Origin of the sequence: Terribacillus saccharophilus, assembly GCF_000725365.1 — a bacterium.
GTDB classification, from domain to species: domain Bacteria; phylum Bacillota; class Bacilli; order Bacillales; family Amphibacillaceae; genus Terribacillus; species Terribacillus saccharophilus.
In genome coordinates this window covers 1,574,759-1,598,289 of the sequence record NZ_CP008876.1, presented here as the reverse complement: position 1 = coordinate 1,598,289, position 23,531 = coordinate 1,574,759, and the positions used below count along the sequence as shown (strand labels likewise).

The following is a 23,531-nucleotide window of genomic DNA, read 5'->3' as shown; positions in this document are numbered from 1 at the left end:
CAGTGACAGATGTACGACTCAAGCCGACAGCAAAGGGACTTTCCGGTTCAATTACAGTTCCAGGCGATAAATCGGTTTCCCACCGAAGCATCATTTTTGGTGCTTTGGCCAAGGGGAAAACTACTGTCCGTCATTTCCTGACTGGAGAGGATTGTCTTCGGACGATAGATGCTTTCCGAGCGCTTGGCGCCTCGATTGAGCAGGACGGAGACACAGTTATTATTGATAGCGCTGGTAAAGACAGTTTCAAAGAACCGACAGTTCCGATTTACTTTGGAAATTCCGGAACAACAGCTCGGCTTCTGCTCGGTGTTTTTGCAGCTTTACCATTTCATATAACAGCATATGGAGATGCATCCCTTACTAAACGTCCGATGGATCGTGTTGTTATTCCTTTGCGTCAAATGGGTGCAAAAATTAATGGACGTGAACAAGGAAAATACTTGCCGCTGGCCATTGATGGACAAAAGCTTTCAGCTCTTACTTACCATACACCAGTCAAAAGTGCACAAGTGAAATCTGCTTTGCTGCTTGCGGGTTTGTTAGCTGAAGGTGAAACGCGGATTTCAGAAGATGTGAAGACTAGGGATCATACCGAACAAATGCTCAAAAGCTTCGGAGCGAACGTTGATGTAGCAGGAACGACAGTCACGGTTCAAGGCGGTCAGCAGCTCATCGGCACAGATGTTTATGTTCCCGGGGATATTTCCTCGGCTGCCTTCTTTTTGGTTGCTGCATGTCTTGTGCCCGGCAGTGAAATCGTACTAACTAATACCGGCTTGAATGACACACGTACCGGTATTTTGGATGTGCTGAAGCAAATGGGTGCTGATATGCAAATCAAAGAGCATGACATTCAAGCTGGAGAGCGAATCGGAGATATCACGATACGATATCGTCCTTTGAAAGGTACAGAGATTGGCGGGGACATCATACCACGGCTTATAGATGAGCTGCCAATCCTTGCATTGCTGGCAACGCAAGCTGATGGGGAGACAATCATCAAAGATGCGGAAGAACTTCGGTACAAGGAAACGGATCGTATCGAAGCGATTGCAGCTACACTGCGGAGCTTTGGTACAGAGGTCGAATTAACACCAGATGGAATGAGAATTCCAGGCAATCAACCTCTCAAAGGTGCAAATGCTGATTCCTTCGGTGATCACCGAATCGGAATGATGATTGCTATTGCCAGTTTGGTTGCAAACGGGGATACAATCCTTGGAGATGCAGACAGCATCAATATCTCTTACCCAACATTTTTTGAAGATCTTCGTGCGCTGCAAAATTGAATATGTCTGATTCCCAACCGGGAATCAGACTTTTTTGCTGTTCTAAAGCTATTGCTTTAGGTTACACTGAAGACAGATGGAAAAGCCGAGAGGCGTGTAAATAGAAGGAAGTGTGAAAAAATGGAAGAAATAAGAAAAGCAATAACACATATGGAAAATGATCAACCGCAAGAAGCAGTGGATACATTGGAGGCTTACTTGCCGGGTGCCAATGAAGAAGAAAAGTTCACGATAGCTGAATTATATATGCAATGGGGTATGCATGAAGAAGCAAAAGCAGTCCTGCTTCAGCTGGAGCAAATGTTCCCGGATGAGATGGAACTTAAAATGATGCTAGCTGAACTTTTCATTGATTTGAATGAAGATCAGGAAGCAATCGATAAGCTTGATCAGATTGTGGAGGATGAGGACTATTTTGTCCCAGCTCAGATGCAGCTTGCTGATTTGTATGAAGCGCAAGGTTTATTCGAAGTGGCTGAGCAAAAACTATTGGCAGCAAAACGATTCGATCCTTCCGAGCCTGTTATTGACTTGGCATTAGGAGAGCTCGCTTTATCGACCGCATCTTATTTAAAGGCAATCACTTATTATGAAAAAGTTTACGAAAAGCAGACTGTTATGGGTGATATCGACATCGCACTTCGCCTTGCGGAAGCTTATGCAGCTACAGGTGAATTCGAAAAAGCATTGACTTACTATCAGGAAACAGACGTGGATGACGTAGAACAGCTGTTTAGCTTTGGTTTCACTGCCTTCAAGCTATCCAGATACGATATTGCTATCAGCACTTGGGAAAAACTCCTCAAAGAGGAAGCGGATTATCTTTCTGTTTATGAATATCTTGCCAAGGCCTATGAAGAAGAGGGCTTGATGGAGAAGGCATTCGAAACGGCTGAAAAAGGATTGGCATTGGATGAGTATAATCAAAAGCTCTATTTCACTGCAGGCCGTCTTGCGAGACAGCTTGGCAAAAATGATCGAAGCTACTTCCTGATTCGTCATGCTATTGCGCTCGACCCAGGATATAAAGAAGCAATACTCTATTTGATTGAGAATTTCAAGCTGGATGAAGACCACGAGGCGATCATCGAGTTATTGACACATATCTTGGAAACTGATGAAGAAGATGCAGCATACCGTTGGGAGCTTGCACGTGCCTATAATGAAACTGAAACTTTTGATGAGGCATTAAAAGCATACAGGGAAGCATATACTAACTTCAAAGATGATAGCGATTTTCTAAAAGAATACGGATATTTCCTATTGGAGGAAGGGAGGATGCAAGAGGCTGTCGAAATACTAAAAGAGTATCTTCGTCTGGAGCCATCAGATATCGAAGTAGAAGAGAATATCAACCGGCTCTTGTCTCAATAAATGCATTGAATTGAAATCATTTCGCTTTCTGGGAGGGGGCACATATGAATATTTCCGTTACCATGCAGGATAAGAAGACGTTCATTCGCTGGTTCTTAGATAATTACCAATTGAAGCGCAGGGAAAGTGTCTGGATCTTGAACTACTTGATCAATCATGATTCATTTCTTGATAATGTGCATTTCATCCGTGAAGCAAGGTTCAGTCCCAGAGGAATCATCATATCCGCCCATTGTTCCGAAGAAGTACCGTTCCGGTTTTACAAGGACAACATCGTTACAACAGATGCAGAGAAATCATTCCATGATATTCGCATGAACAAGAAAGACCCGGTCTATATTCAACTCAATTTCAAGAACTCTCATCAAAGTATGGAGTATGTAGCGGTGCTGGAAGACAATCCTTTCTTGCCGGAAGATCATTACGTAACAAAAGAGGACCGGCAGCTGGCAACGAAGCTTCTAGATGCATCGCATTATCAATACAAGAAGAAGAAGCTGCAAGAAGCAATTGATTTGGCTCTTGATAAGAGAGATGAAAGCAAATTTCAGCTGCTTAGCAGGGCTATGCGTCAATTGAAAGAAGAGGCTGAAGATAAGATTGAAAACATATAACAAGATGCGCTATGACAGCGCATCTATTTTTTTATCTTTCTTGTTAAAAGTATCAATAGAAAAGAAGGTTTCTGCTAAAATAAAGTGACTGCTTTAAATAAGCAGATCAGAATACATAATAGAACTGAAAGGATAAGCACATCATGTATCATCTTTTATTCCATCGTTACAGCATCTTGTTATTGTTTATCATCAATCTTTTTGGAACGATATACGGGTATATATGGTATGGCTGGCAGCTCGAAATAACGCCGGCTATTTTCCTGCCTTTTGTTCCGGACAGCCCAACAGCAAGTCTCTTTTTCACAATTTTTCTAGGTTTATTTTTGATTGGAAAACAGAATGGTTATATCGAAGCACTAGCTATTGTTTCATTATTTAAATATGGCATATGGGCTGTTGTGATGAACCTTCTCACTTTAGCCGTAAATGGCTCACTTTCCTGGCAAGGGTATATGCTGATTGCCTCCCATTTAGCAATGGCTGTACAAGGCATTTTGTATGCACCGCTTTATCGAGTGAAACTGCGGCATCTTGCTGTGGCTGCCATCGTAGTCTTGCACAATGATATTATCGATTATGTTTTTGGTATGATGCCGATTTACGGTAATCTGATGGATCATATGCAAGTGATAGGATACTTCACTTTCTGGCTGAGCATTGTTTCCATTATAGTCGGTTATCTAGTCACACAGCGGAACTCATTAAGAAACAAAAACGAATAAGGCGGATACCGACATACGCGACTGTTTTATCGCATAGGCTGTAGGAACATCTAAAAAAGAGGGGATGCTTATGAAAAAGCTGCTTCTCGTCATTGTTCTGACAGCCTCTTTTTTTGTACTTGCTAACCTAGCTGAATTGCTGCTGCAGCCGCATACAGAGGCATTGTCGTCATCTTCCGACAAAATAGGTCAAACGTTTGATCAACGGTTTGAATCGCTGCCTACGCATTTGTATAGTGTTTCCGTGCCCGATAAAAACAGTTATGGAACAGGACGATTCTGGGGAATACTTGGTATTAGTGCAAGCATTGTAGGGACACTTGTGTATGTTGGCTATAAGAAGTATCGAGCTGAAAATGACAAAAGTGTGAACAACGATCCTAATAGTTGATTTTTTTCGAATTTTTGACTAAAATTGACCTTAATAAGTTCCAAATACTTTTACGGAGGAATGTATATGTCATTAGGTGCTTATATAATCTATATAGCACTTCTTCTGATTATCCCTTTATGGGCTCAATCGAAGGTGAAAAGCACGTATAAGAAGTATTCGAAAGTTGAAACGTCATCTCTAATGACTGGTGCACAGGTCGCAAGAAAGATTTTAGATGACAATGGTATATATGATGTGCAAATTGAAGAAACACGCGGAATGTTGTCAGACCATTACGACCCGCGTAACAAAGTGGTTCGTCTATCTACAGACAACTACCATGGTCATTCTATGGCAGCAGCAGCTGTTTCTGCCCACGAAGTAGGACACGCAATTCAGGATGCAGAAAGCTACGGATTCCTTAAATTCCGTACTGCACTTGCTCCAGCAGCTGCATGGGGTAACAATCTGTCCTTCTTCCTTATCATAGCAGGTGCTATCTTTGGATCCCTGCAATTCGTCGGACTTGGGATCGCGTTCTTTGCTATCGCAGTATTGTTCCAGGTTGTTACTCTGCCGGTCGAGTTCAATGCATCTAACCGCGCAATGACACAATTGGTTTCAACAGGAATCATCCGGAACGATGAAGAACGTTCCACTAAAAAAGTATTGAATGCAGCAGCAATGACTTACGTTGCAGCGGCTCTAGTAGCTGTAGCTGAGCTTGTACGCTTCATCCTTATGTTCTTTGTCGGTAATAACGAAGATTAAAAAAAGGCATCCCGAGGGATGCCTTTTTATTGTGTCTGAATGACCTTGATGAGTTCTCGTAGATAGTCTGGCAGATCGGGCGGTCGTCTGCTGCTTACAATGTGGCCGTCCACAATAACTGCTTCATCATGCCAGATGGCTCCGGCATTTGTCATGTCATCTTTAATTCCTGGTGTGCTCGTGACATTGACTCCTTCCAGAATACCTGCAGAGATCAACACCCAGCCAGCGTGGCAGATTTGACCGATTGGTTTCTTGTGAGTGTGGAAATGCCGAGTGATTTCCAATACGCTATGATAGCGGCGCAATTTATCCGGCGACCAGCCGCCTGGGACAAGCAATGCATCATAATCACTCGGAATGACTTCATCAAATGTTACATCTGATGTAGCAGGTACACCATATTTGCCTTTGTAGATTGTATTGGCAGCTTCACCTGCCAAATGAACTTCCGCTCCAGCCTCACGAAGTCTTAAGATGGGATACCATAGCTCCAGATCCTCAAAATCTTCACTTACAAATGAAAGTATTTTCTTGCCAGTAAGCTCCATCATCTCACCTCTTTCGTTTATTCTTTTCCACTTTACCAATTCAATCGTAAAAATGCATGCAATACGCTAGTCTGTATGATAAGGCTTTTTGTTTTCGTCGAGTGTAAAACCTTCACCCATTACATCATGCACCTCGCTAAGAGCGACGAAGGCATGTGGATCTACTGCAGTGATGATTGCTTTCAGTCTGACAATTTCATTCCGTGCGACAACACAATACAGTACATCGCGCTTTTCACCGGTAAAGCTGCCTCTGCCATCAAGAACAGTAACACCTCGGTCCATTTGTTTTAATATCTGATTGGCGATATCTGCACTTTGACTGGAAATGATGGTCGCACCTCTTGCCGAGTAGGCGCCTTCTTGAATAAAGTCGATAACTCTCGCTCCTACGAAGACTGCAACGAGTGTATACATCCCTCGGATCAGATCAAGATAGGTAAGGACGGATGTAATAATAACAACAGCATCAAAGAGAAACATTGTCCGTCCCATTGTCCAACCAGCATATTTATTAGCCAGACGGGCAATGATGTCGACTCCTCCGGTAGTACCTCCGAAGCGGAAGATGATACCGAGTCCGACACCAATGAACACGCCGGCTAAAAGTGAGGCAATCAGCAAGTCATCTCCTAAATTAATATCAAAGGAATATGTCTGGAACAAACGCAGGAATAGAGACACAGCTACTGTCCCGATTATTGTATATACGAAGGTTGTACGGCCAAGGAATTTCCATCCGATTAGAAACAGCGGAATGTTCAACACCAGATTCATAATAGCTGGATCCCAATCAAATTCAAAAAGTAAAATAAGCGTTATCCCGGTGAATCCGCCTTCACCAAGTTTATTGGCTATATTGAAATGAACAATACCGAACGAAAAAATGGCCGCGCCTAACAGAATGAACAAAATGTTCTTTATACGCAGTCTGAACATAATCTACCTCCTAAGATGACAATTCCTTCTATATTATAGACAACTATGCCTTTAGCTACAAATTTGCCCAATAGGTAAAAACATTTGTCAAATGCCGTATTTTTAAGCTAACATGGTAATGATATAGCGAAAGGAAGATCGCGCATGAATTCTACATATACAACAAAGGAAATACAAGAACGTGTTGACGCTTATATTTCCCAATTCAAAGAAGGTTATTTTTCACCGCTCAGTATGCTTGCTAGAATGACGGAAGAAGTCGGGGAGCTTGCAAGGGAAGTGAACCATACATATGGCGAAAAGCCGAAAAAAGCTAGTGAAGATGCAAATACAATAGAAGATGAACTCGGAGATATTATTTTCGTGATGACATGCTTTGCTAATTCCCTGAATATTGATTTGTCGGAAGCATTCGAGAAATCGATGACAAAATTCGAAACAAGGGATAAAGACAGATGGACGAAGAAGACACAGGAGGATCTACATAATGGCTAAAGATACGATCAGAATTATTGTAGCAGGACCAAGAGGACGTATGGGATCGGAAGCATTGCAGCTTATCGAACGGACAGCTCATTTTGAGCTAGTTGCAGCAATTGACCGGAAAAATGGAGGAAAGCGTGTCAGCGATATCGATGGTTTGACTGCAAGTGATGCTGTCATCTACGAAGACGCTGAAAAGTGCTTGGATAAAGTGGAAGCCGATGTGCTTATCGACTTGACCATTCCAGAAACAGGCTACAAGCATATGAGACTTGCTATCGAACACGGTGTGCGTCCAGTAGTTGGTACATCTGGTTTTACAGAAGAACAAGTAAACGAATTAGAAAAGCTAAGTGAAGAAAAGGGCATAGGAGCTATTATTGCACCGAACTTTGCAATTGGCGCTGTGCTTATGATGCAATTTGCCAAACAAGCAGCAAAATATTTCCCAACAGTAGAAATCATCGAAAAGCATCATGATCAGAAACTAGACGCACCAAGCGGTACGGCTGTAAAAACAGCACAGCTGATTCAGGAAGTGCGCGAACCTGCTAAACAAGGACATCCGGATGAAAAAGAGACGATAGCAGGAGCTCGCGGTGCTGATGTAGACGGCATGCGAATCCATAGTGTACGACTTCCAGGTCTTGTTGCCCACCAGGAGGTTATTTTCGGTGCACCAGGAGAGCAATTCACAGTTAAGCACGATAGTTTTAACCGCGCATCCTTTATGTCAGGTGTAGAGCTGGCTGTAGACCGTGTCATGAAGATGGATGTACTTGCATACGGATTAGAAAATATATTGGAATGAGGCGTTAGACATGCATATTGCTTTAATTGCCCACGATAAGAAAAAACCTGAGATGGTCCGCTTTACGGTCGCATATAAAGAGATGCTGAAAAAACATACTTTGTATGCGACAGGAACAACCGGTACACGTATCATGGAAGCTACAAATTTGCCGGTGGAATTGTTCCTGTCAGGTCCGTTAGGTGGAGATCAGCAAATCGGCGCCAAAATAGCAACAAATCAAATGGACTTGATTATATTCTTCCGGGATCCGCTCACTGCCCAGCCTCATGAACCTGATGTGAGTGCGCTAATGCGCCTTTGTGATGTGCATCGTATACCGCTAGCTACCAATTTGGCAGCAGCAGAGATTTTTATACGTGGATTAGATAGAGGAGATTTCGATTGGCGCAAGATCATTCGTGATCGTGAGCCGGAGCTATGAAAAAGCTAAAAATCGGAATTACTTGTTATCCGACGCTTGGCGGCTCCGGCGTCATTGCGACAGAACTCGGAAAAAAACTGGCTAAAAAGGGACACGACATTCACTTCATTACATCCAGTGTCCCTTTCAGGCTGGATATGCTGCTTCCGAATGTATTTTTCCACGAGGTCGAGATGAGTCATTATCCAGTATTTCAATACCCGCCATACGACTTAGTGCTAGCTAATAAAATGGCTGAAGTCATCGACGAGGAGCAGCTGGATATTTTGCACGTACATTATGCTGTACCACATGCTATATGTGCAATCCTGGCTAAGGCAATTGCCAAGCGTGATGTAAAAATCGTTACTACACTGCACGGTACCGACATTACGGTGCTTGGAATTGATAATGGGCTGCGCAAAATGATCATTCATGCGATTGAGGAAAGTGATGTCGTCACTGCCGTTTCACAAAGTCTTGTAGACCAGACAAGGGAAATGCTTGATGTCGCAAGTCCTATCGATGTTGTATACAATTTTGTAGATGAAGAAGTATACCAACCAACTGATGTGCGTGACATAAGAGAGCAGTTCGGTATCAAAGAAGATGAAAAAGTACTCGTACATATAAGCAATTTCCGTAAAGTGAAACGTGTACAGGATGTTGTACAGGTTTTTTCGTATGTACAGGAGAAATTACCTGCCAAGCTGATGCTGATTGGGGACGGTCCTGAGTATTCGGATATCCTGCGAGATGTGCAGCAGCGCGGCCTTGAAGATAAAGTCTTATTCCTAGGTAAGCAGAATAATGTTGCTGCGCTGTTAAATATGGCGGACATCATGCTGCTTCCTTCTGAAAAAGAGAGCTTTGGTTTGGTTCTCTTAGAAGCTATGGCCTGCGGGGTGCCGTGTATCGGAACGGATGTCGGTGGCATCCCAGAAGTAATACAGCACGGAAAGAATGGTTTTATATCGCAGCTAGGAGATGTGGAGCAGATGGGAGCATATGCATTGGATTTGCTAACAGATGAAAAGCTGTGGCAGCGATTTTCCGAAGCATCCATCCGTTATGCAGCAGAAAACTTCCATTCTGATCAAATTGTCGCTCAATATGAAGCAATTTATGAAGAGGTTTTGCAATGAAGATATTTGAAAAAGCATTCCGAGTCATACAGGAGCTCGAGCAGTATGGTTATGAAGCATATCTTGTCGGAGGAGCGGTGAGGGATTACCTTATCGGCAAAGCTGTTGGTGATTTGGATATTGCAACGTCAGCAACACCGGATCAGGTAATGAAGGTCTTCGATAAGGTCATACCGATTGGAATTGAGCACGGAACCGTACTCGTACGTTTCGAAAAGGAAAGCTTCGAAATAACGACTTTCCGGACAGAAGGAGCGTATTCTGATTACCGGCATCCTGATAGCGTAAACTTTGTTACGGATGTTGCAGCTGATCTGGCTCGTCGTGATTACACAGTTAATGCGATTGCGATGGCCAGAACTGGGGAGTTAGTAGATCCTTTTGATGGCAGGAGTGCCATTGAAAAGAAAGAGCTTGTAACTGTAGGCAAGGCCTTTGACCGTTTTCAAGAAGATCCGCTGCGTATGATGCGCGGTGTCCGGTTTGTATCACAGCTAGGGTACAATTTGGATCATGATGCACGAAAAGTGATGGAGAATCAGCGTCTGTGGTTGGCGCGTATTGCAATTGAGCGCGTAAGCATTGAAATGGAGAAATTAATCTCTGGTAAAGATGTGAAAACAGCTGTTCAGCTCTTACATGATACGGGATTATGGGAAGCAATGCCGATTTTTAAAGATCATCCTGAGCTGATGCGTGAGCTAGCTAAAAAAATCGAGCCTCTAGACAATTTGGCAGAATGGGTTGCCCTTTGTTCGTTACTTAGCGCAATACCAGTTCTTGATTGGGTAAAGAAATGGAAGCTGTCCAATGCTGTCAAACAAGACGCTCAGCACTTAGTGCGCATACTTCAAAGTAAGCTGGATGCTTGGGCAGTTTATCAGCTGCCAGTACATCTGGATGAGGGTTTTTGCCGGCTTGAGAAGATCTATAAAGAAAAAGATGTCCAAGATAACGTATTATCCATTAGACATACGCTCCCAATACGGAACAGTTCGGAACTGGCTATTTCCGGAGGAGATTTGACCAGCTGGTTTCCTGACAGAAAAAAAGGAAGCTGGATTCGTGATTTGCTGCTTGCTGTTGAAAAGGCTGTCGTTGAAAAAAAGATTCCAAATGATAAAGCACAGCTGAAGGAGTGGGTTATTCATGGATACAACACGTAATCGTCTCATCAGAATCCTTCAGGATCATAAGACGTCGTATATTTCCGGTCAGAATCTGTCCGAACAGCTTGGTATCTCAAGGGCAGCAGTCTGGAAGCATATGAAAGCGTTGGAAGCAGACGGGTATGAGATAGATGCTGTTCCACGAAAAGGATACCAAGTAAGACGATCGCCGGACAAACTCAGCAAAAATACGCTGAACTGGCAGCTGGATACCGAATGGATCGGACGTAAGATCATCTTTGAAGAAGAGCTTGATTCTACCCAAATTTTAGCCAAATCTTTGGCAGATCAAGGTGCAGTACATGGAACTGTTGTCATAGCTGATCAGCAGACGAGCGGTAAGGGAACAAAAGGGCGCAGCTGGCATTCTCCAGCTGGAACCGGTATATGGATGAGTTTAATCATCCGACCTGAATTCGGTCCGAGGGAAGCAGCGCAGCTGACGTTAGCTGCAGCAGTTGCAATTACACGCGTCTTCCGTCAAAACGACATTGATGCTGCTATTAAATGGCCGAACGATATCTATCTAGGTGGCAAGAAGCTTGCCGGAATCCTTACAGAAATGCAAGCGGAGCAGGATTATATTCAGCATATCGTACTGGGTATAGGAATCAATATCAATCAGACAGTGTCTGAGATTGATCCGGATATTCGCAAGAAAGCAACGTCTTTGCGTATCGAGACAGATAAGGAATGGAAGCGGCAGGAGCTTATTCATTTGATTTGGAAAGAGTTCGAGGATGTTTATTCGCTATACATAAATAAAGGTTTTCTAGATATCCGGGACGAATGGATGCAGTATGCTTTGCGTCTGGGGCACCGAGTAAAAGCAGCTACACCCTCAGCTGTTTTTGAAGCAGTTTTCAGAGGTATTGGGGAAGACGGCGAGCTAATTCTTGAAAATGATGATGGCAGTACACAGCGCTTATATTCTGCTGAATTGAAATGGAAAGAGGAGTAATAAAATGAAGACAAGACTCGATTTTCAAAAGATGAAAGAAAACAATGAGAAAATCACCATGGTCACTGCCTATGATTATCCGACTGCAAAATTAGCCCAGCAAGCTGGTATCGATATGCTGCTTGTCGGCGATTCGCTTGGTATGGTCGTACTTGGATATGATAGCACTATACCTGTAACAGTGGAGGATATGATCCATCATGGAAAAGCCGTTACTCGCGGCGGAAACGAGACGTTTGTTGTAGTAGATATGCCGTTTATGACTTACCACGTATCGGTAGAAGCAACTATACCGCAAGCGAAACGCATCTTCCAGGAAACAGGAGCGCAGGCATTAAAGCTGGAAGGAACAGATCAGGTCATCCTGGACAGTATCAAGGCTTTAGCAACAGGGGGTATCCCAGTTGTCGGTCACCTTGGTCTGACACCGCAGTCAGTCCACATGCTTGGCGGTTATAAAGTCCAAGGAAAAAGCGAACAGACAGCAAAACAGCTGCTGGAGGATGCACGAAAAGTTGAAGCGGCCGGAGCAATTGCTGTTGTACTGGAATGTGTGCCAAAGCAGTTAGCAGCACTTATCGCTAAAGCTATTTCTATCCCGGTTATTGGAATCGGCGCGGGTGCCGATGTTGACGGCCAAGTTCTCGTTTTCCATGATATAAGCCGGTATGGTGTCGATCGTTTGCCGAAATTCGCAGTCAGCTATGCAGACCTCAACGAAACGATTACAAATGTCTTTTCTACTTATCGGGAAAATGTAAAGAACAATATCTTTCCGAACGACGATCAAAGCTTCACAATGGATGAGGCAGTATTACCTAAACTAGGAGAATGAACATGAAGATCATTTCGACATTAGAAGCATTGCAGCAAGAGAGAGTACAGCTTGCAAAAGAGCAGAAGTCAGTTGGCTATGTCGCAACAATGGGCTTTTTACATGAAGGACATCAATCCCTGATGAAGCGTTCTAAAGCAGAGAATGATATTACAGTGCTTAGCATCTTCGTCAATCCGCTTCAATTCGGCGCGGGGGAGGATTTTGAGACATATCCCAGAGATGCAGTCCGCGATCAGTGTATTGCGGAACAAGAAGGCGTAGATATCGTCTTTATGCCAGAGGCAGCAGCAATGTATCCTGGTAATAGTACAATTAAACTGCATGTTGCTGACCGGGTAGATGTGCTTTGCGGCAAATCAAGACCAGGTCATTTCGATGGTGTTGTTACTGTTCTATCAAAGCTTTTCCATTTGATTCAGCCGGATCGTGCGTATTTTGGGCTGAAGGACGCACAGCAAGTAGCAGTTGTACAAGCCTTGGTAGACGATCTTAATTTCCCGCTTGAAGTGGTTCCGGTACCGACAGTCCGCGAGGAAGATGGATTAGCGAAAAGCAGCCGCAATGTCTATTTATCTAATCAGGAGAGACAAGTTGCACCAGCGATTCACCAAGCGCTACAGCAAGGCAAACAGAGCATCCAAAATGGAGAAAAGGATCCTGAAAAAATAGCATCTGCTGTAAAAGAATTTATAAACAGCCAAACAAGTGGTAGAATAGACTACGTTGAAATTTTATCTTATCCAGCATTGAAGCCAGTCAAGAAAATAGAGGAGCGTGTTATCATTGCCGCTGCTGTTTACTTCGACAAGGCAAGATTGATTGATAATTTAGTATTGGAAGCCGACGGCTCTATTATGGACCGTTTTTAATATAGGGGGAAATAAGATGTTTCGCACAATGATGAAAGCGAAGATACATCGCGCTCGTGTTACCGAAGCGAACTTAAACTATGTTGGCAGTATTACCATCGATACGCACATTCTGGAACAAGTGGGCATACTTCCTCATGAAAAAGTTCAGATTGTGAACAATAATAATGGAGCTCGTCTCGAAACATATGTAATCCCCGGTGAGCGGCATAGCGGAGTCATCTGCCTGAACGGTGCTGCTGCACGTCTTGTACAAAAGGATGATGTAGTAATCATCGTTTCCTATGCCATGCTATCTGAAGAAGAATTGGCTGACTTTAAGCCGAAGATTGCCCTGATGAACGAAGATAATACAATTCAGGAAATCATCGAGGAAGAACCGCCGCTTACTGTGATGATGTAACGGCATAAAAGAATCGTACGATAAGACTCTTATCTGTGATAAGAGTCTTTCTTTTCTAAGCAGTATGGAGGGTGGAGTATGGAAAAATTTGTAGTGGTGGATCTTGAAACAACAGGGCACGCGCCGTCGAATGGCGATAAAATCATAGAGGTCGGGATTGTCGTCATCCAAGGACGTGTGATCACAGATCAATTTCAGACGATGCTGGATCCCGGTATGCCGATTCCACCTTTCATTTCCCAGCTGACAGGTATTACTGATGAAGATGTGGCTGGTGCTCCGCAATTCGAAGATGTAGCAGAAGAGGTTTCTGCTTTCTTCAAAGATAGTTATGTGGTCGCTCATAATGCGAATTTTGATTTACGATTCTTGAACAGCGCTTTGGAAGTGGCGGGACTTTCTCCAATCCAGCGCCCAGTGCTTGATACGGTCGAATTGGCTCGTATTCTGCTGCCAACGGCACCGAGCTATAAATTGAGTGTTCTTAGTGAGCATCTTTCATTTGAACATGATCAGCCCCACCGGGCACTGTCCGATACGCTTGTAACAGCAGAACTTCTGTTGTCTCTTTTAGAAGAGCTAGGAAAGCTGCCATACGAGACAATTTCTCATCTATTAACGCTGGAACGATCATTGAAAAGTGATTTGCGCAGCTTGCTTGAGTATCGTTTGGAAGAACTTGCATTCGAGGATATACAGGATGAGGGGCTCGAGGTTTATCGAGGGCTGGCTTTTAGAAATGTGCATGAAGAAGACGATACCGTTTCTGTTATAAACCAATCTTTCGGTGAGATGGCGGACCAGCTGTATCAAAAAGAAGGCTGGCTGTCAGAGGGAATGAAAGGCTACGAGCCGAGAAAAAGTCAGCTGGAGATGAGTGAACAGATCTTTGATGTTTTCCAATCAAATAGACATGCACTTCTTGAAGCTGAAACCGGTACTGGAAAATCACTGGCATATCTTTTGCCGGCAGTCTACACTGCAGTAAAAGAAAAGAAACGCATCGTTATCAGTACGCATCTGACACAGCTTCAGGCACAATTGATGGACAAGGAAATTCCGCTTTTGCAGCGTATCCTGCCGTTTTCTTTCAATGTAGCACTGTTGAAGGGAAAGCAGCATTATTTAAGTCTCAGCAGATTTGAATCAGAGCTGCAGCAAACAGCAAATGACAATTATGATATCGTACTTACGAAGGCTATTTTACTTGTGTGGCTGACAATGACGGAGACAGGGGATATCGATGAAGTGAATCTGCCTTCCAGCGGAAAGCGATTTTTCTTGCATATGTCCGCGGATGCAGAGGATACGCAAGATCCATTTTCACCATGGTTTTCCCGTTCGTTTTATCAGCGGGCAAAAAAAGCAGCATGGCAGGCGGATATTATCGTAACGAATCATGCGCTGCTTTGCAGTGATATGCAGGAAGAATACCAGCTCCTTCCATCCTATCAGCGGGTCATCATTGATGAAGCGCATCATTTTGAAGCTACTGCAGCTAAGCATTTCGGATTGGCGCTAGATTATGTCTCAATCCACCATATGCTGTCTCATGCGAACAAAGTGTACGAGAAAGCAACAGATGAGCTTCCAAATTCACAAGCTGAGATGCTGATTTGGCAAAGTTTATGGGACCAAACAAAAGAAGAAGCAGATGAAATGTTCCGTTATATCCATGATTTTGTCTTGTCCCAGCATAAAAAGAAGCTTGGTACCAATGACATCGGCAGATTACAGCTGCGGCTTGAAGATGTTCGGGAGTCAAAACAAGTCTTAGTTATTGCTGAAATGAGCAACAGATTATTATTCGGTGTGCGGGACTGTATCCACCATTTGCTGCAGCTGACAAAAGCGGCAGACAAGCACGGGGATAAAAAGATCGCTGATTCTATACGGAACGCAGTAGATCAGCTGCAGACAATTATCGATGCTATTGAACGGATGTTCCTCATATATGACGATGAGGAAGTGAAATGGATAGAAGTCGATATGTATGGCGCCCGAAATGCGGTTTATTTATACAGTGAACCATTAGATATTGCTGATTTGCTGCTTGAACATTTCTTTTCGGAGAAGAAAAGTGTTGTGCTCACGAGTGCAACTTTAACAATGAAGCAATCGTTCGCTTTCATTCAGGAACAACTTGGTTTGGATGAACGTACCGTCACAAGACGCTTTGATTCTCCTTATTCGTATCAGGAGCAAGTGCAGCTGCTCGTTCCAAATGATTTTCCAGATGTACGAGGAAAAGATAACTATCCTTTCATCTATGCTGTTTGTGAAGCGATACTTAGTCTTGCCGCTATAACGGATGGACGGATGCTCGTTCTGTTCACTTCTTATGACATGCTGAAAAAAGCTCATGGACTTGTGAAGGAACTGACAGAGGATCAAGATTATACCTTGATTGCGCAAGGTATTACAAGCGGCAGCCGCGATCGGCTGAAAAAGAATTTCCAAAGCAATAAAAAAGCCATTCTATTTGGAACCAGTTCATTCTGGGAAGGCGTCGATATTCCTGGAGAAGACTTAAGTTGTCTGGTTATTGTCAGACTGCCATTTCAGCCCCCAGATCACCCAATATATGAAGCAAAGGCTGCCAAACTGAAAGCAGAAGGGAAGAATGCCTTCATGGAGCTTGCATTACCCAATGCAGTCATCCGCTTTAAGCAAGGTTTCGGCAGGTTGATCCGGTCTTCAAGCGATAGAGGAATTGTGTTCGTTTGTGATGACAGGATGATGAGAACTAAATATGGTAACTACTTCACCGCTTCTATACCGGATGTACCGACACATTATAAAAGTACAGCCGAACTTTTAGAGCTCGCGGAGGATTGGCTATAAAAAAAGTGCGCCACAAGGACGCACAACTGCTGGGGAGAAGGAAGAATTTTGTTGAAAAAACTTTTAACTCGTCTTAGAATTACACCAGGACAACTGGTATAATAAGAATTGGATTGCTTCTCAACATACATTAGTTTGCTGCAGAAAGCCATCTCTATGAGTAACAAATCATGTAAATGAATTGTTCGGAGGTAACGATGATGGAAAATAATAAAATGGAAACAATGTCCACTGTCCGTGTACAATACAGCAGCGACCTATACAAACTGGTCGATTCACTGAACCGTACATTAAAAGAAAAGGACTTGATGTTCGGATTAGCATTGGATGAGGAAGATCATGATACGGCGATATTCACGATTTACCGTACCTAAGTGGGCGAAGATAACATTGTTCAGCGCTCTAGCTGTTTTGATCATCGTCCTTGGCTGCGGTATATACGTTTATAGCACTGCACAAAATGCACGCACAGAGGGCTTTGAAGCTTCAGAGGATTTTGCACTTAAAAACACGGATTTAGAAACTGTTGATGAAGTGACACGCTTCAATGGCGAACATGTCTATCATGTCGTCAAAGGCAAGCAAGCCGATGGAGAAGATGCTATCGCTTATGTTAAAAAGAGCGAGAAGGATCCGAAACAGATCATTTATACGACCGACACAGCTGATGAACAGCAAGTCGAGAGCAGCTGGCAGTCAGCATGCGGCACTAATTGTGAAATGGATGATGTCCGTTTAGGATTGTACGATGATGCCCCAGCATGGGAAGTCACATTTCGCGATGAACAGGATCGCCTTGGCTACAGCTATTACACACTAGATGGTAACGAGCAGCTGGAAAGCTTTGCTTTATCCAACCAATATCAATAACACAACTACATATGTAGGACAGACAATGGAGGGTTCTTTTTGAAAACAACGATTGCTAAGCTTAGTGAACATGTAGGAGAAGAAATTACAATCGGAGCGTGGCTCCGCAATAAACGTTCCAGCGGGAAAATTGCATTTTTACAGCTGCGTGACGGAACAGGATTCGTTCAAGGTGTTGTCGTAAAAAGCGATGTACCAGAAGAAGTGTTCCAGACAGCTAAGAACATGACACAGGAAACATCCCTTTACGTTACAGGAAAAGTAGTGGAGGACAGCCGTTCTTCCTTCGGATATGAAATTCAAGTCAGCAATGTGGAAGTAATCCATGCTGCAACAGACTACCCAATAACACCGAAAGAGCATGGAACTGAATTCCTAATGGATAACCGCCACCTATGGCTTCGTTCTCAAAAACAGCATGCTGTGATGAAAATCCGTAATGAAATCATCCGTGCGACTTATGAATACTTCCATGAAAATGGCTATACGAAAATCGATCCGCCAATTCTTACAGGTTCCTCTGCAGAAGGTACGACGGAATTGTTCCATACAAAGTACTTTGACGAAGAAGCATATCTATCACAAAGCGGACAGCTTTACATGGAAGCAGCTGCAATGGCATTTAACAAAGTATTCTCCTTCGGTCCAACATTCCGTGCAGAAAAATCCAAAACAAGACGTCATTTGATCGAATTTTGGATGATCGAGCCAGAAATGGCATTCGTTGAGCATGCAGAGAGCTTGGAAATCCAAGAGAACTACATCAGCCACCTTGTTGCTTCTGTACTGAAGAACTGCAAACTGGACCTTGAAATCCTTGGACGCGATACAGAGAAATTGGCAAAAGTAACTGCGCCATTCCCGCGCATCACGTATGATAAAGCAATCGAATTGCTGAAGGAAAAAGGATTCGATGATATTGAGTGGGGCGAAGATTTCGGAGCACCGCATGAGACTGCTATTGCTGAAAGCTTTGACAAACCAGTATTCATCACTCATTACCCAGCTGCAATCAAAGCATTTTACATGAAGCCAGACCCGGATCGGGAAGATGTTGTACTTTGCGCTGACTTGATTGCACCAGAAGGCTATGGTGAAATCATTGGCGGATCCCAGCGTATCGATGATCTTGAATTGATGGAAAAACGCTATGAGGAACATAATCTGACTAGCGATGCATACAACTGGTACTTGGAATTGCGTAAATACGGCAGTGTGCCGCATTCAGGCTTTGGGCTTGGTCTAGAACGGACAGTCGCATGGCTATCCGGCGTGGAGCACGTTCGCGAGACAATTCCATTCCCGCGTCTTTTGAACCGCCTATACCCATAATATATAGATTACCTGGCGATCCCTTGTCGAATGACGAGGGATTGTCCTATTAATGGAAGGAGAACCCAGATGAATAACGACTTGAATTACCAACGAATGCTGGGAAATCCATTTTCCTTTCCCGGTATCCTAATGAATAAATATGTATCTCTTGGCTTGAATGAAACGGAAATGATGGTAATTTTGCATATCTGCTTTTTCCAGCAGCAAGGCATTATGTTTCCGACTACTGATGAACTAGCTAAGAAAGTAACGCTTTCTGAAAGAGATGTAGCACTGATATTACGCAAGCTCGTTCAGCGTAATTTGCTTCAGATTGAAGATGTACAGGAAGAAAATATGCGCAGCCAAGCTTATAGTCTGAACGGGTTATGGCATCTTGCATTTGCCGAAACCGTCTATCCAGAGCCTGAAAAGAAGAAAACAGACAAAGAAGAAGAGGCAGCAATATTTATTCTCTTTGAGCAGGAGTTCGGCCGGCCGCTTTCGCCTTTTGAAATAGAAACGGTCACCTTATGGCTGGATGAAGATATGCAGCCGCCATCTCTTATTAAAGCTGCTTTGCGAGAAGCAGTACTGATGAGTAAATTGAATTTCCGCTATATAGATCGTATTTTGCGTGAATGGAAGCGCAAAGGTATCCGCTCCGTAGATCAGGCCCGAAAGCAGAGCAAATCATTTCACGAGAACCAGAGACCCACAGCTGCTGCGGTACGTTCCGAGCAGCAAGCACCAACTCGCGATGTGAGTATTTACTACAACTGGCTGGAAGAAGATTGAGGAGGAAAAGCATACAATGCTGAACAAAACACAGATACGACGGGCATTGGATGTGATGCGTGACATGTTCCCGGAAGCAGCTTGTGAACTGGTGCACCGTAATCCATTCGAGCTGGTGATCGCCGTACTGCTGTCAGCGCAGTGTACCGATAACCTTGTCAATAAAGTAACAAAGGATTTGTTCCAAAAATATAAGACACCGGAAGGTTATCTAGCTGTTCCGCTTGAAGAGCTGCAGCATGATATTCGTTCTATTGGTCTTTATCGCAACAAGGCAAAAAATATCCAGAAGCTCTGTCAGACGCTGATTGATCAATATGATGGGATTGTACCGGACACACGTGATGAATTGGTCAAGCTAGCTGGAGTGGGGCGAAAGACAGCTAATGTTGTTGCATCAGTTGCGTTTCACGAGCCTGCCATTGCTGTAGATACCCACGTTGAACGAGTATCCAAACGGCTTGGTTTTTGCCGCTGGAAAGACAATGTGACCGAAGTTGAAAACACATTAATGAAAAAGGTGCCGCGAGAAGAGTGGAGCGATACGCATCATCGCATGATCTTTTTCGGACGCTATCATTGTAAAGCCAGAAACCCAAACTGTCTGGCATGCCCATTGAATGACATTTGCCGGGAAGGGAAGAAACGCCTGAAAGCCGAAGCAAAATAAAAAGACAGTCACTCCAAATCGAAGTGACTGTCTTTTTTCTGTCTGGTATTATTTTATTGTTGCTCGTCTGTTTCACCTTGATCAGTGCCAGAATCAGCATCCCCGCCGGTATCAGTTTCCTGATTACCTTCATCAGGGTTTTCTTCTTCGGTGTTACCTGATTCATCACCTTGATCAGAGTTTTCATTGCCATTTCCATTGTTGTTGCCGTTGTTATCTTCATTACCGTTACCATTGCCATTGTTCTGGTCACTGTTTTCATCGGCATTTTCATCTGGATTTTGTTCATCATTCTGATCTTGGTTCTGCTCGTCCTCATTTTGCTGATCTTCATTATTCTGATCTTCTTGATTCTCAGCATTTTCATCTGGATTTTCTTCTTCTTCTTCCGCGTTTTCTTCTTCACCAGGAACGGTGACAGAAGTTGATTTCGCCTCACTAGTTTCGCCATCAACTGATGCTGTAACAGCAATGTTGTAGGTTTGTCCAGCTTGAACGTTCTCAATTACGGCTGAAGTATCAGAAGTGGACGTAGAGCCGCTTGGATCAGCACTTACACTGAAGCTTGCATCACCGTCATAATTCCAGCTGATATTGATACTGTTACTTGCTTCATCATAGCTTGCAGAAAGTCCGGTTACTGGATCTATTTCTTCCTCTTCATATCTTTCTGAAGTTGCTCCAGGAAGATTACCCTTCAGGAATAATTCCGTCAGAATCTCGGAAGAGGGAGTACCAGCACTTGGAGAAGCAGCAGGGCGAGAGCCTCTTTCGACTTTCGCCTCCACTACGTCACTGGGTTTCTTAAAACTTTCTGTGTCTTTGCCTTCATGTACATTGGTCATGATTTGCTTGAACAGTTGTTTTGCGACATTTGTTCCAATTACACCGTTTCCGTCTTGAATCACTGTGTTACCCTTGGGGTTACCGGTCCAAACGGATAGGGTATAATTCGTTGTCAAACCATTCATCCATGAATCCGGACTACCTTTTTGGTCTTCCAGATTCGTTGTACCGGTCTTACCAGCAATATCCAAACCAGATACGTTTGCCATAGTTCCAGTACCTTCTGTCATAACAGAGCGCATCATGTCTGTAACCATATAAGCTGTTGATTCACTCATCGCTGCTTCAGATTCTGGTTTCATATCCAAGGTACTGCCATCGCTAAATTCAATTTTTGTAATAGCATATGGCTCCGTGTAGATTCCTTCGTTACCAAAAGCAGCATAAGCGCCAGCAATATCAATTGTATGGAACTGAGCTGCACCACCTATACTATCTCCATTTTTGATACCATCCGGAAATTCTAGACCTAAACCATTCGCAAATTGTTCTGCGTTTTCAGCACCTACAGCTTGGAATGTTTTGATCGCTGGAATATTATAGGATTTTGCTAGAGCAGTTCTTGCGCTCATCCAACCATGGAATTGATCATCGTAGTTACCAGGTGTCCAACTACCAATCGTAAGTGGTTCATCATTAATTTGTTCATAAGTAGACGTATAAACACCTGTCTCAAATGCTGGTGCATAGTCAAGAATCGGCTTCATACCAGATCCTGGCTGACGCCCGTCGCCTTGTATAGCATAGTTATAGCCACCAAGCTCGTTATTCCGGTTTCCACCAATAGCTCGAATTGCACCGCTTTGTGTGTCGAGCAGGGTAATACCAGCTTGCAGCTGATCGTCCGGCCATACAATGCCGCTGTCTTCGCTAAGAGCATTTTCTACAGTGTCTTGTGCATCTGGATCTAAAGTCGTATAAATCTTCATGCCATCAAGGTTAAGATCTGCATCTTCAAAACGCTCACTAAGTTCATTTTGAACTTCATCTAAGAAAGCACCATATTTGTTAGATTGCGGCTGCTTTTCAGTAAGCAAATCTTCGACATTCGTCTTTTTCGCTTCATCTGCTTCTGCTTGGGTAATCTTTTCATGCTGTACCATCAAATCAAGCACGGTGTTCATGCGTTGCTGTGCAAGATCTGGGTTTTCAAATGGATTATAAGCAGTAGGGCGCTGCGGCAGACCAGCTAGTAAAGCTGTTTCCGGCAACGTAAGATCATTTAGATCATCTTTACCGAAATATGTTTCTGCAGCTGTAGCAACTCCGTAAGCGTATTGACCGTAAAATACTTTATTCAAGTACATTTCCAGGATTTCTTCCTTAGAATATTGGCGGTCAAGCTGGAAGGCAAGCCACCATTCCTGCATTTTCCGTTTTACGGTTTTTTCTGGAGATAGGAAGGAGCGTTTGATGACCTGCTGGTCGATCGTACTACCACCTTCTGCACCGAATCCATTCTTAAAGTTGGAAACCAGTGCGCCGCCAGTACGGATAATATCGATTCCGTTATGTTCAAAGAACCGGGAATCCTCAGTTGCAGTGACTGCATCAATCAGTTGCTGCGGCAGATCGTCATAATTCACTTTCCGTCTGCTTTCCGAACCTAATTCCGCAAATTCGTCTCCATTCATGTCATAGACGATATTGGAAGCAGGATCAGATAGTTTTTCTTCATCCAGCTTAGGTGCTGTGGCTGCGTAATAACCAAATACGGCACCGCCCGCAACAACACATAATACACCTATTAATACAATCGTAAGTAAAATTTTCTTCCAAATAGGTCTTTTCTTCTTTTTCTGTTTTCGTCTTGATGCACGAGATTGGCCCTTTTCTGCCATTACTCCTCTTCCTCCGTTCTAAAATGAAGCTGGTCGATAATGTGCAAGTAATCGACCTTTGCCTGATACTTCATTGGAATAAGAAATCCTTCCTCACAGATCACCTCATAGGGAATAGATTTTCTTCCTCCATCATATTGACGTTTCCACCACGGAAAAAGTTTCTCTGCTTCGAAAAAAAATGTTTGATTATGTGCAGAAAAGCGCATAATGACGAAGCAGACAGCCCCATGACTGCATACATGCTCCATGTGGATAATCTGATGATCGTGGAAATTTGAGAGCGGGAAGCTGGTCTTGTTTTTAGTGACCTTGGCTTCGAAGTCTACATATTTTCCGCGATATACGCCATTATAATCCGTAGTGGATGCTTGTTTGAAATACGCTTCCTTAATTACCGCTGCACTTCGTTTTGGATAATCGACCTGGACAATCTGCACTGGGGTAGGTTTTTTATGGATGATAGCCTTTTGTTGAGCGAGGTAATACTCGTTTGTCTCATTGATATCTTCCTCTAAAGTCATCCCCCTGTTGCCGAAATCGATAGGCTGTGAGAGCCTCGATGCAGCTGGTTGTTTGATGATCTTTTTCCCGTTAGGATATTGCACGGTTTCTCCCCCCACTATA

At 43.5% G+C, this 23,531-nt stretch carries 25 protein-coding genes; 21 read left to right on the top strand and 4 right to left on the bottom strand.

Features of this window, described 5'->3' with window-relative positions:
• Positions 1-2 precede the first annotated feature (2 nt).
• From aroA to GZ22_RS08000, 6 genes are all read left to right on the top strand, one after another.
• Positions 3-1,292: a 3-phosphoshikimate 1-carboxyvinyltransferase gene (gene aroA / locus GZ22_RS08025; protein ID WP_038565795.1), complete on the top strand. Its 1,290-nt coding sequence runs from the start codon at positions 3-5 to the stop codon at positions 1,290-1,292.
• Between the two features lie 120 nt (positions 1,293-1,412).
• Entirely contained in the window at positions 1,413-2,666 is a 1,254-nt protein-coding gene (locus tag GZ22_RS08020; protein ID WP_038560886.1) for a tetratricopeptide repeat protein, read from the top strand.
• Between the two features lie 44 nt (positions 2,667-2,710).
• Positions 2,711-3,280, top strand: a complete 570-nt coding sequence (locus GZ22_RS08015; protein WP_038560883.1) for a ReoY family proteolytic degradation factor — start codon at positions 2,711-2,713, stop codon at positions 3,278-3,280.
• A 143-nt stretch (positions 3,281-3,423) separates the two neighbouring features.
• Positions 3,424-4,005, top strand: a complete 582-nt coding sequence (gene lhaT, locus GZ22_RS08010) for a lipoprotein heptaprenylglyceryl N-acetyltransferase LhaT (protein ID WP_038560880.1) — start codon at positions 3,424-3,426, stop codon at positions 4,003-4,005.
• Positions 4,006-4,075: 70 nt separating this feature from the next.
• Complete coding sequence (locus GZ22_RS08005) at positions 4,076-4,396, top strand: sporulation protein YpjB (protein WP_038560878.1); 321 nt, start codon at positions 4,076-4,078, stop codon at positions 4,394-4,396.
• A gap of 66 nt (positions 4,397-4,462) precedes the next feature.
• Entirely contained in the window at positions 4,463-5,149 is a 687-nt protein-coding gene (locus GZ22_RS08000) for a zinc metallopeptidase (RefSeq protein ID WP_038560875.1), read from the top strand.
• A 26-nt stretch (positions 5,150-5,175) separates the two neighbouring features.
• On the opposite strand, the gene GZ22_RS07995 is transcribed toward GZ22_RS08000, so the two are convergent.
• Positions 5,176-5,700 carry a type 1 glutamine amidotransferase domain-containing protein gene (locus tag GZ22_RS07995; protein ID WP_038560872.1) on the bottom strand — a complete coding sequence of 175 codons (525 nt, stop codon included), beginning with the start codon at positions 5,698-5,700 and terminating at the stop codon, positions 5,176-5,178.
• A 66-nt stretch (positions 5,701-5,766) separates the two neighbouring features.
• On the bottom strand, positions 5,767-6,639 hold the full coding sequence (locus tag GZ22_RS07990) for a YitT family protein (protein ID WP_038560871.1): 873 nt from the start codon (positions 6,637-6,639) through the stop codon (positions 5,767-5,769).
• 144 nt (positions 6,640-6,783) lie between these two features.
• On the opposite strand from GZ22_RS07990, the gene GZ22_RS07985 reads away from it, so the two are divergent.
• From GZ22_RS07985 to nth, 15 genes are all read left to right on the top strand, one after another.
• Complete coding sequence (locus tag GZ22_RS07985; protein ID WP_038560869.1) at positions 6,784-7,134, top strand: nucleotide pyrophosphohydrolase; 351 nt, start codon at positions 6,784-6,786, stop codon at positions 7,132-7,134.
• Positions 7,127-7,933 carry a 4-hydroxy-tetrahydrodipicolinate reductase gene (gene dapB / locus GZ22_RS07980; RefSeq protein WP_038560868.1) on the top strand — a complete coding sequence of 269 codons (807 nt, stop codon included), beginning with the start codon at positions 7,127-7,129 and terminating at the stop codon, positions 7,931-7,933. Before GZ22_RS07985 ends, dapB begins: the two co-directional genes overlap by 8 nt.
• 10 nt (positions 7,934-7,943) lie before the next feature.
• Positions 7,944-8,357 carry a methylglyoxal synthase gene (mgsA, locus tag GZ22_RS07975; protein ID WP_038560866.1) on the top strand — a complete coding sequence of 138 codons (414 nt, stop codon included), beginning with the start codon at positions 7,944-7,946 and terminating at the stop codon, positions 8,355-8,357.
• Positions 8,354-9,481, top strand: coding sequence for an N-acetyl-alpha-D-glucosaminyl L-malate synthase BshA (bshA, locus tag GZ22_RS07970; protein WP_038560865.1), 1,128 nt, complete (start codon positions 8,354-8,356; stop codon positions 9,479-9,481). Before mgsA ends, bshA begins: the two co-directional genes overlap by 4 nt.
• Positions 9,478-10,647: a CCA tRNA nucleotidyltransferase gene (locus GZ22_RS07965; protein WP_038560864.1), complete on the top strand. Its 1,170-nt coding sequence runs from the start codon at positions 9,478-9,480 to the stop codon at positions 10,645-10,647. Before bshA ends, GZ22_RS07965 begins: the two co-directional genes overlap by 4 nt.
• Positions 10,631-11,611: a biotin--[acetyl-CoA-carboxylase] ligase gene (locus tag GZ22_RS07960; protein ID WP_038560861.1), complete on the top strand. Its 981-nt coding sequence runs from the start codon at positions 10,631-10,633 to the stop codon at positions 11,609-11,611. The genes GZ22_RS07965 and GZ22_RS07960 overlap by 17 nt, the downstream gene beginning before the upstream one ends.
• 4 nt (positions 11,612-11,615) lie before the next feature.
• Positions 11,616-12,446: a 3-methyl-2-oxobutanoate hydroxymethyltransferase gene (panB, locus tag GZ22_RS07955; protein ID WP_038560860.1), complete on the top strand. Its 831-nt coding sequence runs from the start codon at positions 11,616-11,618 to the stop codon at positions 12,444-12,446.
• Between the two features lie 2 nt (positions 12,447-12,448).
• Complete coding sequence (gene panC, locus GZ22_RS07950; protein WP_038560858.1) at positions 12,449-13,318, top strand: pantoate--beta-alanine ligase; 870 nt, start codon at positions 12,449-12,451, stop codon at positions 13,316-13,318.
• 16 nt (positions 13,319-13,334) lie between these two features.
• Positions 13,335-13,721 (top strand): aspartate 1-decarboxylase, encoded by a 387-nt coding sequence (gene panD, locus GZ22_RS07945; RefSeq protein WP_038560856.1) that lies wholly within the window; start codon positions 13,335-13,337, stop codon positions 13,719-13,721.
• Between the two features lie 78 nt (positions 13,722-13,799).
• The gene (dinG, locus tag GZ22_RS07940; protein ID WP_038560855.1) at positions 13,800-16,565 is read left to right on the top strand and encodes an ATP-dependent DNA helicase DinG; all 2,766 of its coding nucleotides are present in this window, start codon (positions 13,800-13,802) and stop codon (positions 16,563-16,565) included.
• Positions 16,566-16,765: 200 nt separating this feature from the next.
• Entirely contained in the window at positions 16,766-16,939 is a 174-nt protein-coding gene (locus GZ22_RS18235) for a YpmA family protein (protein WP_084160690.1), read from the top strand.
• Positions 16,905-17,435 carry a cell wall elongation regulator TseB-like domain-containing protein gene (locus GZ22_RS07935; RefSeq protein ID WP_123921893.1) on the top strand — a complete coding sequence of 177 codons (531 nt, stop codon included), beginning with the start codon at positions 16,905-16,907 and terminating at the stop codon, positions 17,433-17,435. The genes GZ22_RS18235 and GZ22_RS07935 overlap by 35 nt, the downstream gene beginning before the upstream one ends.
• Before the next feature lie 39 nt (positions 17,436-17,474).
• The gene (gene asnS / locus GZ22_RS07930) at positions 17,475-18,767 is read left to right on the top strand and encodes an asparagine--tRNA ligase (RefSeq protein WP_038560851.1); all 1,293 of its coding nucleotides are present in this window, start codon (positions 17,475-17,477) and stop codon (positions 18,765-18,767) included.
• 69 nt (positions 18,768-18,836) lie between these two features.
• Positions 18,837-19,547, top strand: a complete 711-nt coding sequence (locus GZ22_RS07925; RefSeq protein ID WP_038560850.1) for a DnaD domain-containing protein — start codon at positions 18,837-18,839, stop codon at positions 19,545-19,547.
• A gap of 16 nt (positions 19,548-19,563) precedes the next feature.
• Positions 19,564-20,217 carry an endonuclease III gene (gene nth, locus GZ22_RS07920; RefSeq protein WP_038560848.1) on the top strand — a complete coding sequence of 218 codons (654 nt, stop codon included), beginning with the start codon at positions 19,564-19,566 and terminating at the stop codon, positions 20,215-20,217.
• Between the two features lie 53 nt (positions 20,218-20,270).
• On the opposite strand, the gene GZ22_RS07915 is transcribed toward nth, so the two are convergent.
• Both GZ22_RS07915 and recU read right to left on the bottom strand, forming a co-directional pair.
• A complete protein-coding gene (locus GZ22_RS07915) occupies positions 20,271-22,904 on the bottom strand; it encodes a transglycosylase domain-containing protein (protein WP_038560846.1) in 2,634 nt (877 codons plus the stop codon).
• Positions 22,904-23,512 (bottom strand): Holliday junction resolvase RecU, encoded by a 609-nt coding sequence (gene recU, locus GZ22_RS07910; RefSeq protein ID WP_038565793.1) that lies wholly within the window; start codon positions 23,510-23,512, stop codon positions 22,904-22,906. The genes GZ22_RS07915 and recU overlap by 1 nt, the downstream gene beginning before the upstream one ends.
• Between the last annotated feature and the right edge of the window lie 19 nt (positions 23,513-23,531).

Coding starts and splice junctions, on each gene's coding strand:
- GZ22_RS07995 (WP_038560872.1), bottom strand. CDS start 5,700: ATGGAGCTTACTGGCAAGAAAATACTTTCATTTGTAAGTGAAGATTTT.
- nth (WP_038560848.1), top strand. CDS start 19,564: ATGCTGAACAAAACACAGATACGACGGGCATTGGATGTGATGCGTGAC.
- GZ22_RS08015 (WP_038560883.1), top strand. CDS start 2,711: ATGAATATTTCCGTTACCATGCAGGATAAGAAGACGTTCATTCGCTGG.
- lhaT (WP_038560880.1), top strand. CDS start 3,424: ATGTATCATCTTTTATTCCATCGTTACAGCATCTTGTTATTGTTTATC.
- GZ22_RS07965 (WP_038560864.1), top strand. CDS start 9,478: ATGAAGATATTTGAAAAAGCATTCCGAGTCATACAGGAGCTCGAGCAG.
- GZ22_RS07915 (WP_038560846.1), bottom strand. CDS start 22,904: ATGGCAGAAAAGGGCCAATCTCGTGCATCAAGACGAAAACAGAAAAAG.
- GZ22_RS07935 (WP_123921893.1), top strand. CDS start 16,905: ATGATACGGCGATATTCACGATTTACCGTACCTAAGTGGGCGAAGATA.
- bshA (WP_038560865.1), top strand. CDS start 8,354: ATGAAAAAGCTAAAAATCGGAATTACTTGTTATCCGACGCTTGGCGGC.
- mgsA (WP_038560866.1), top strand. CDS start 7,944: ATGCATATTGCTTTAATTGCCCACGATAAGAAAAAACCTGAGATGGTC.
- GZ22_RS07985 (WP_038560869.1), top strand. CDS start 6,784: ATGAATTCTACATATACAACAAAGGAAATACAAGAACGTGTTGACGCT.
- panC (WP_038560858.1), top strand. CDS start 12,449: ATGAAGATCATTTCGACATTAGAAGCATTGCAGCAAGAGAGAGTACAG.
- GZ22_RS08000 (WP_038560875.1), top strand. CDS start 4,463: ATGTCATTAGGTGCTTATATAATCTATATAGCACTTCTTCTGATTATC.
- GZ22_RS08005 (WP_038560878.1), top strand. CDS start 4,076: ATGAAAAAGCTGCTTCTCGTCATTGTTCTGACAGCCTCTTTTTTTGTA.
- GZ22_RS07990 (WP_038560871.1), bottom strand. CDS start 6,639: ATGTTCAGACTGCGTATAAAGAACATTTTGTTCATTCTGTTAGGCGCG.
- GZ22_RS07960 (WP_038560861.1), top strand. CDS start 10,631: ATGGATACAACACGTAATCGTCTCATCAGAATCCTTCAGGATCATAAG.
- GZ22_RS08020 (WP_038560886.1), top strand. CDS start 1,413: ATGGAAGAAATAAGAAAAGCAATAACACATATGGAAAATGATCAACCG.
- panD (WP_038560856.1), top strand. CDS start 13,335: ATGTTTCGCACAATGATGAAAGCGAAGATACATCGCGCTCGTGTTACC.
- GZ22_RS07925 (WP_038560850.1), top strand. CDS start 18,837: ATGAATAACGACTTGAATTACCAACGAATGCTGGGAAATCCATTTTCC.
- dinG (WP_038560855.1), top strand. CDS start 13,800: ATGGAAAAATTTGTAGTGGTGGATCTTGAAACAACAGGGCACGCGCCG.
- dapB (WP_038560868.1), top strand. CDS start 7,127: ATGGCTAAAGATACGATCAGAATTATTGTAGCAGGACCAAGAGGACGT.
- panB (WP_038560860.1), top strand. CDS start 11,616: ATGAAGACAAGACTCGATTTTCAAAAGATGAAAGAAAACAATGAGAAA.
- GZ22_RS18235 (WP_084160690.1), top strand. CDS start 16,766: ATGGAAAATAATAAAATGGAAACAATGTCCACTGTCCGTGTACAATAC.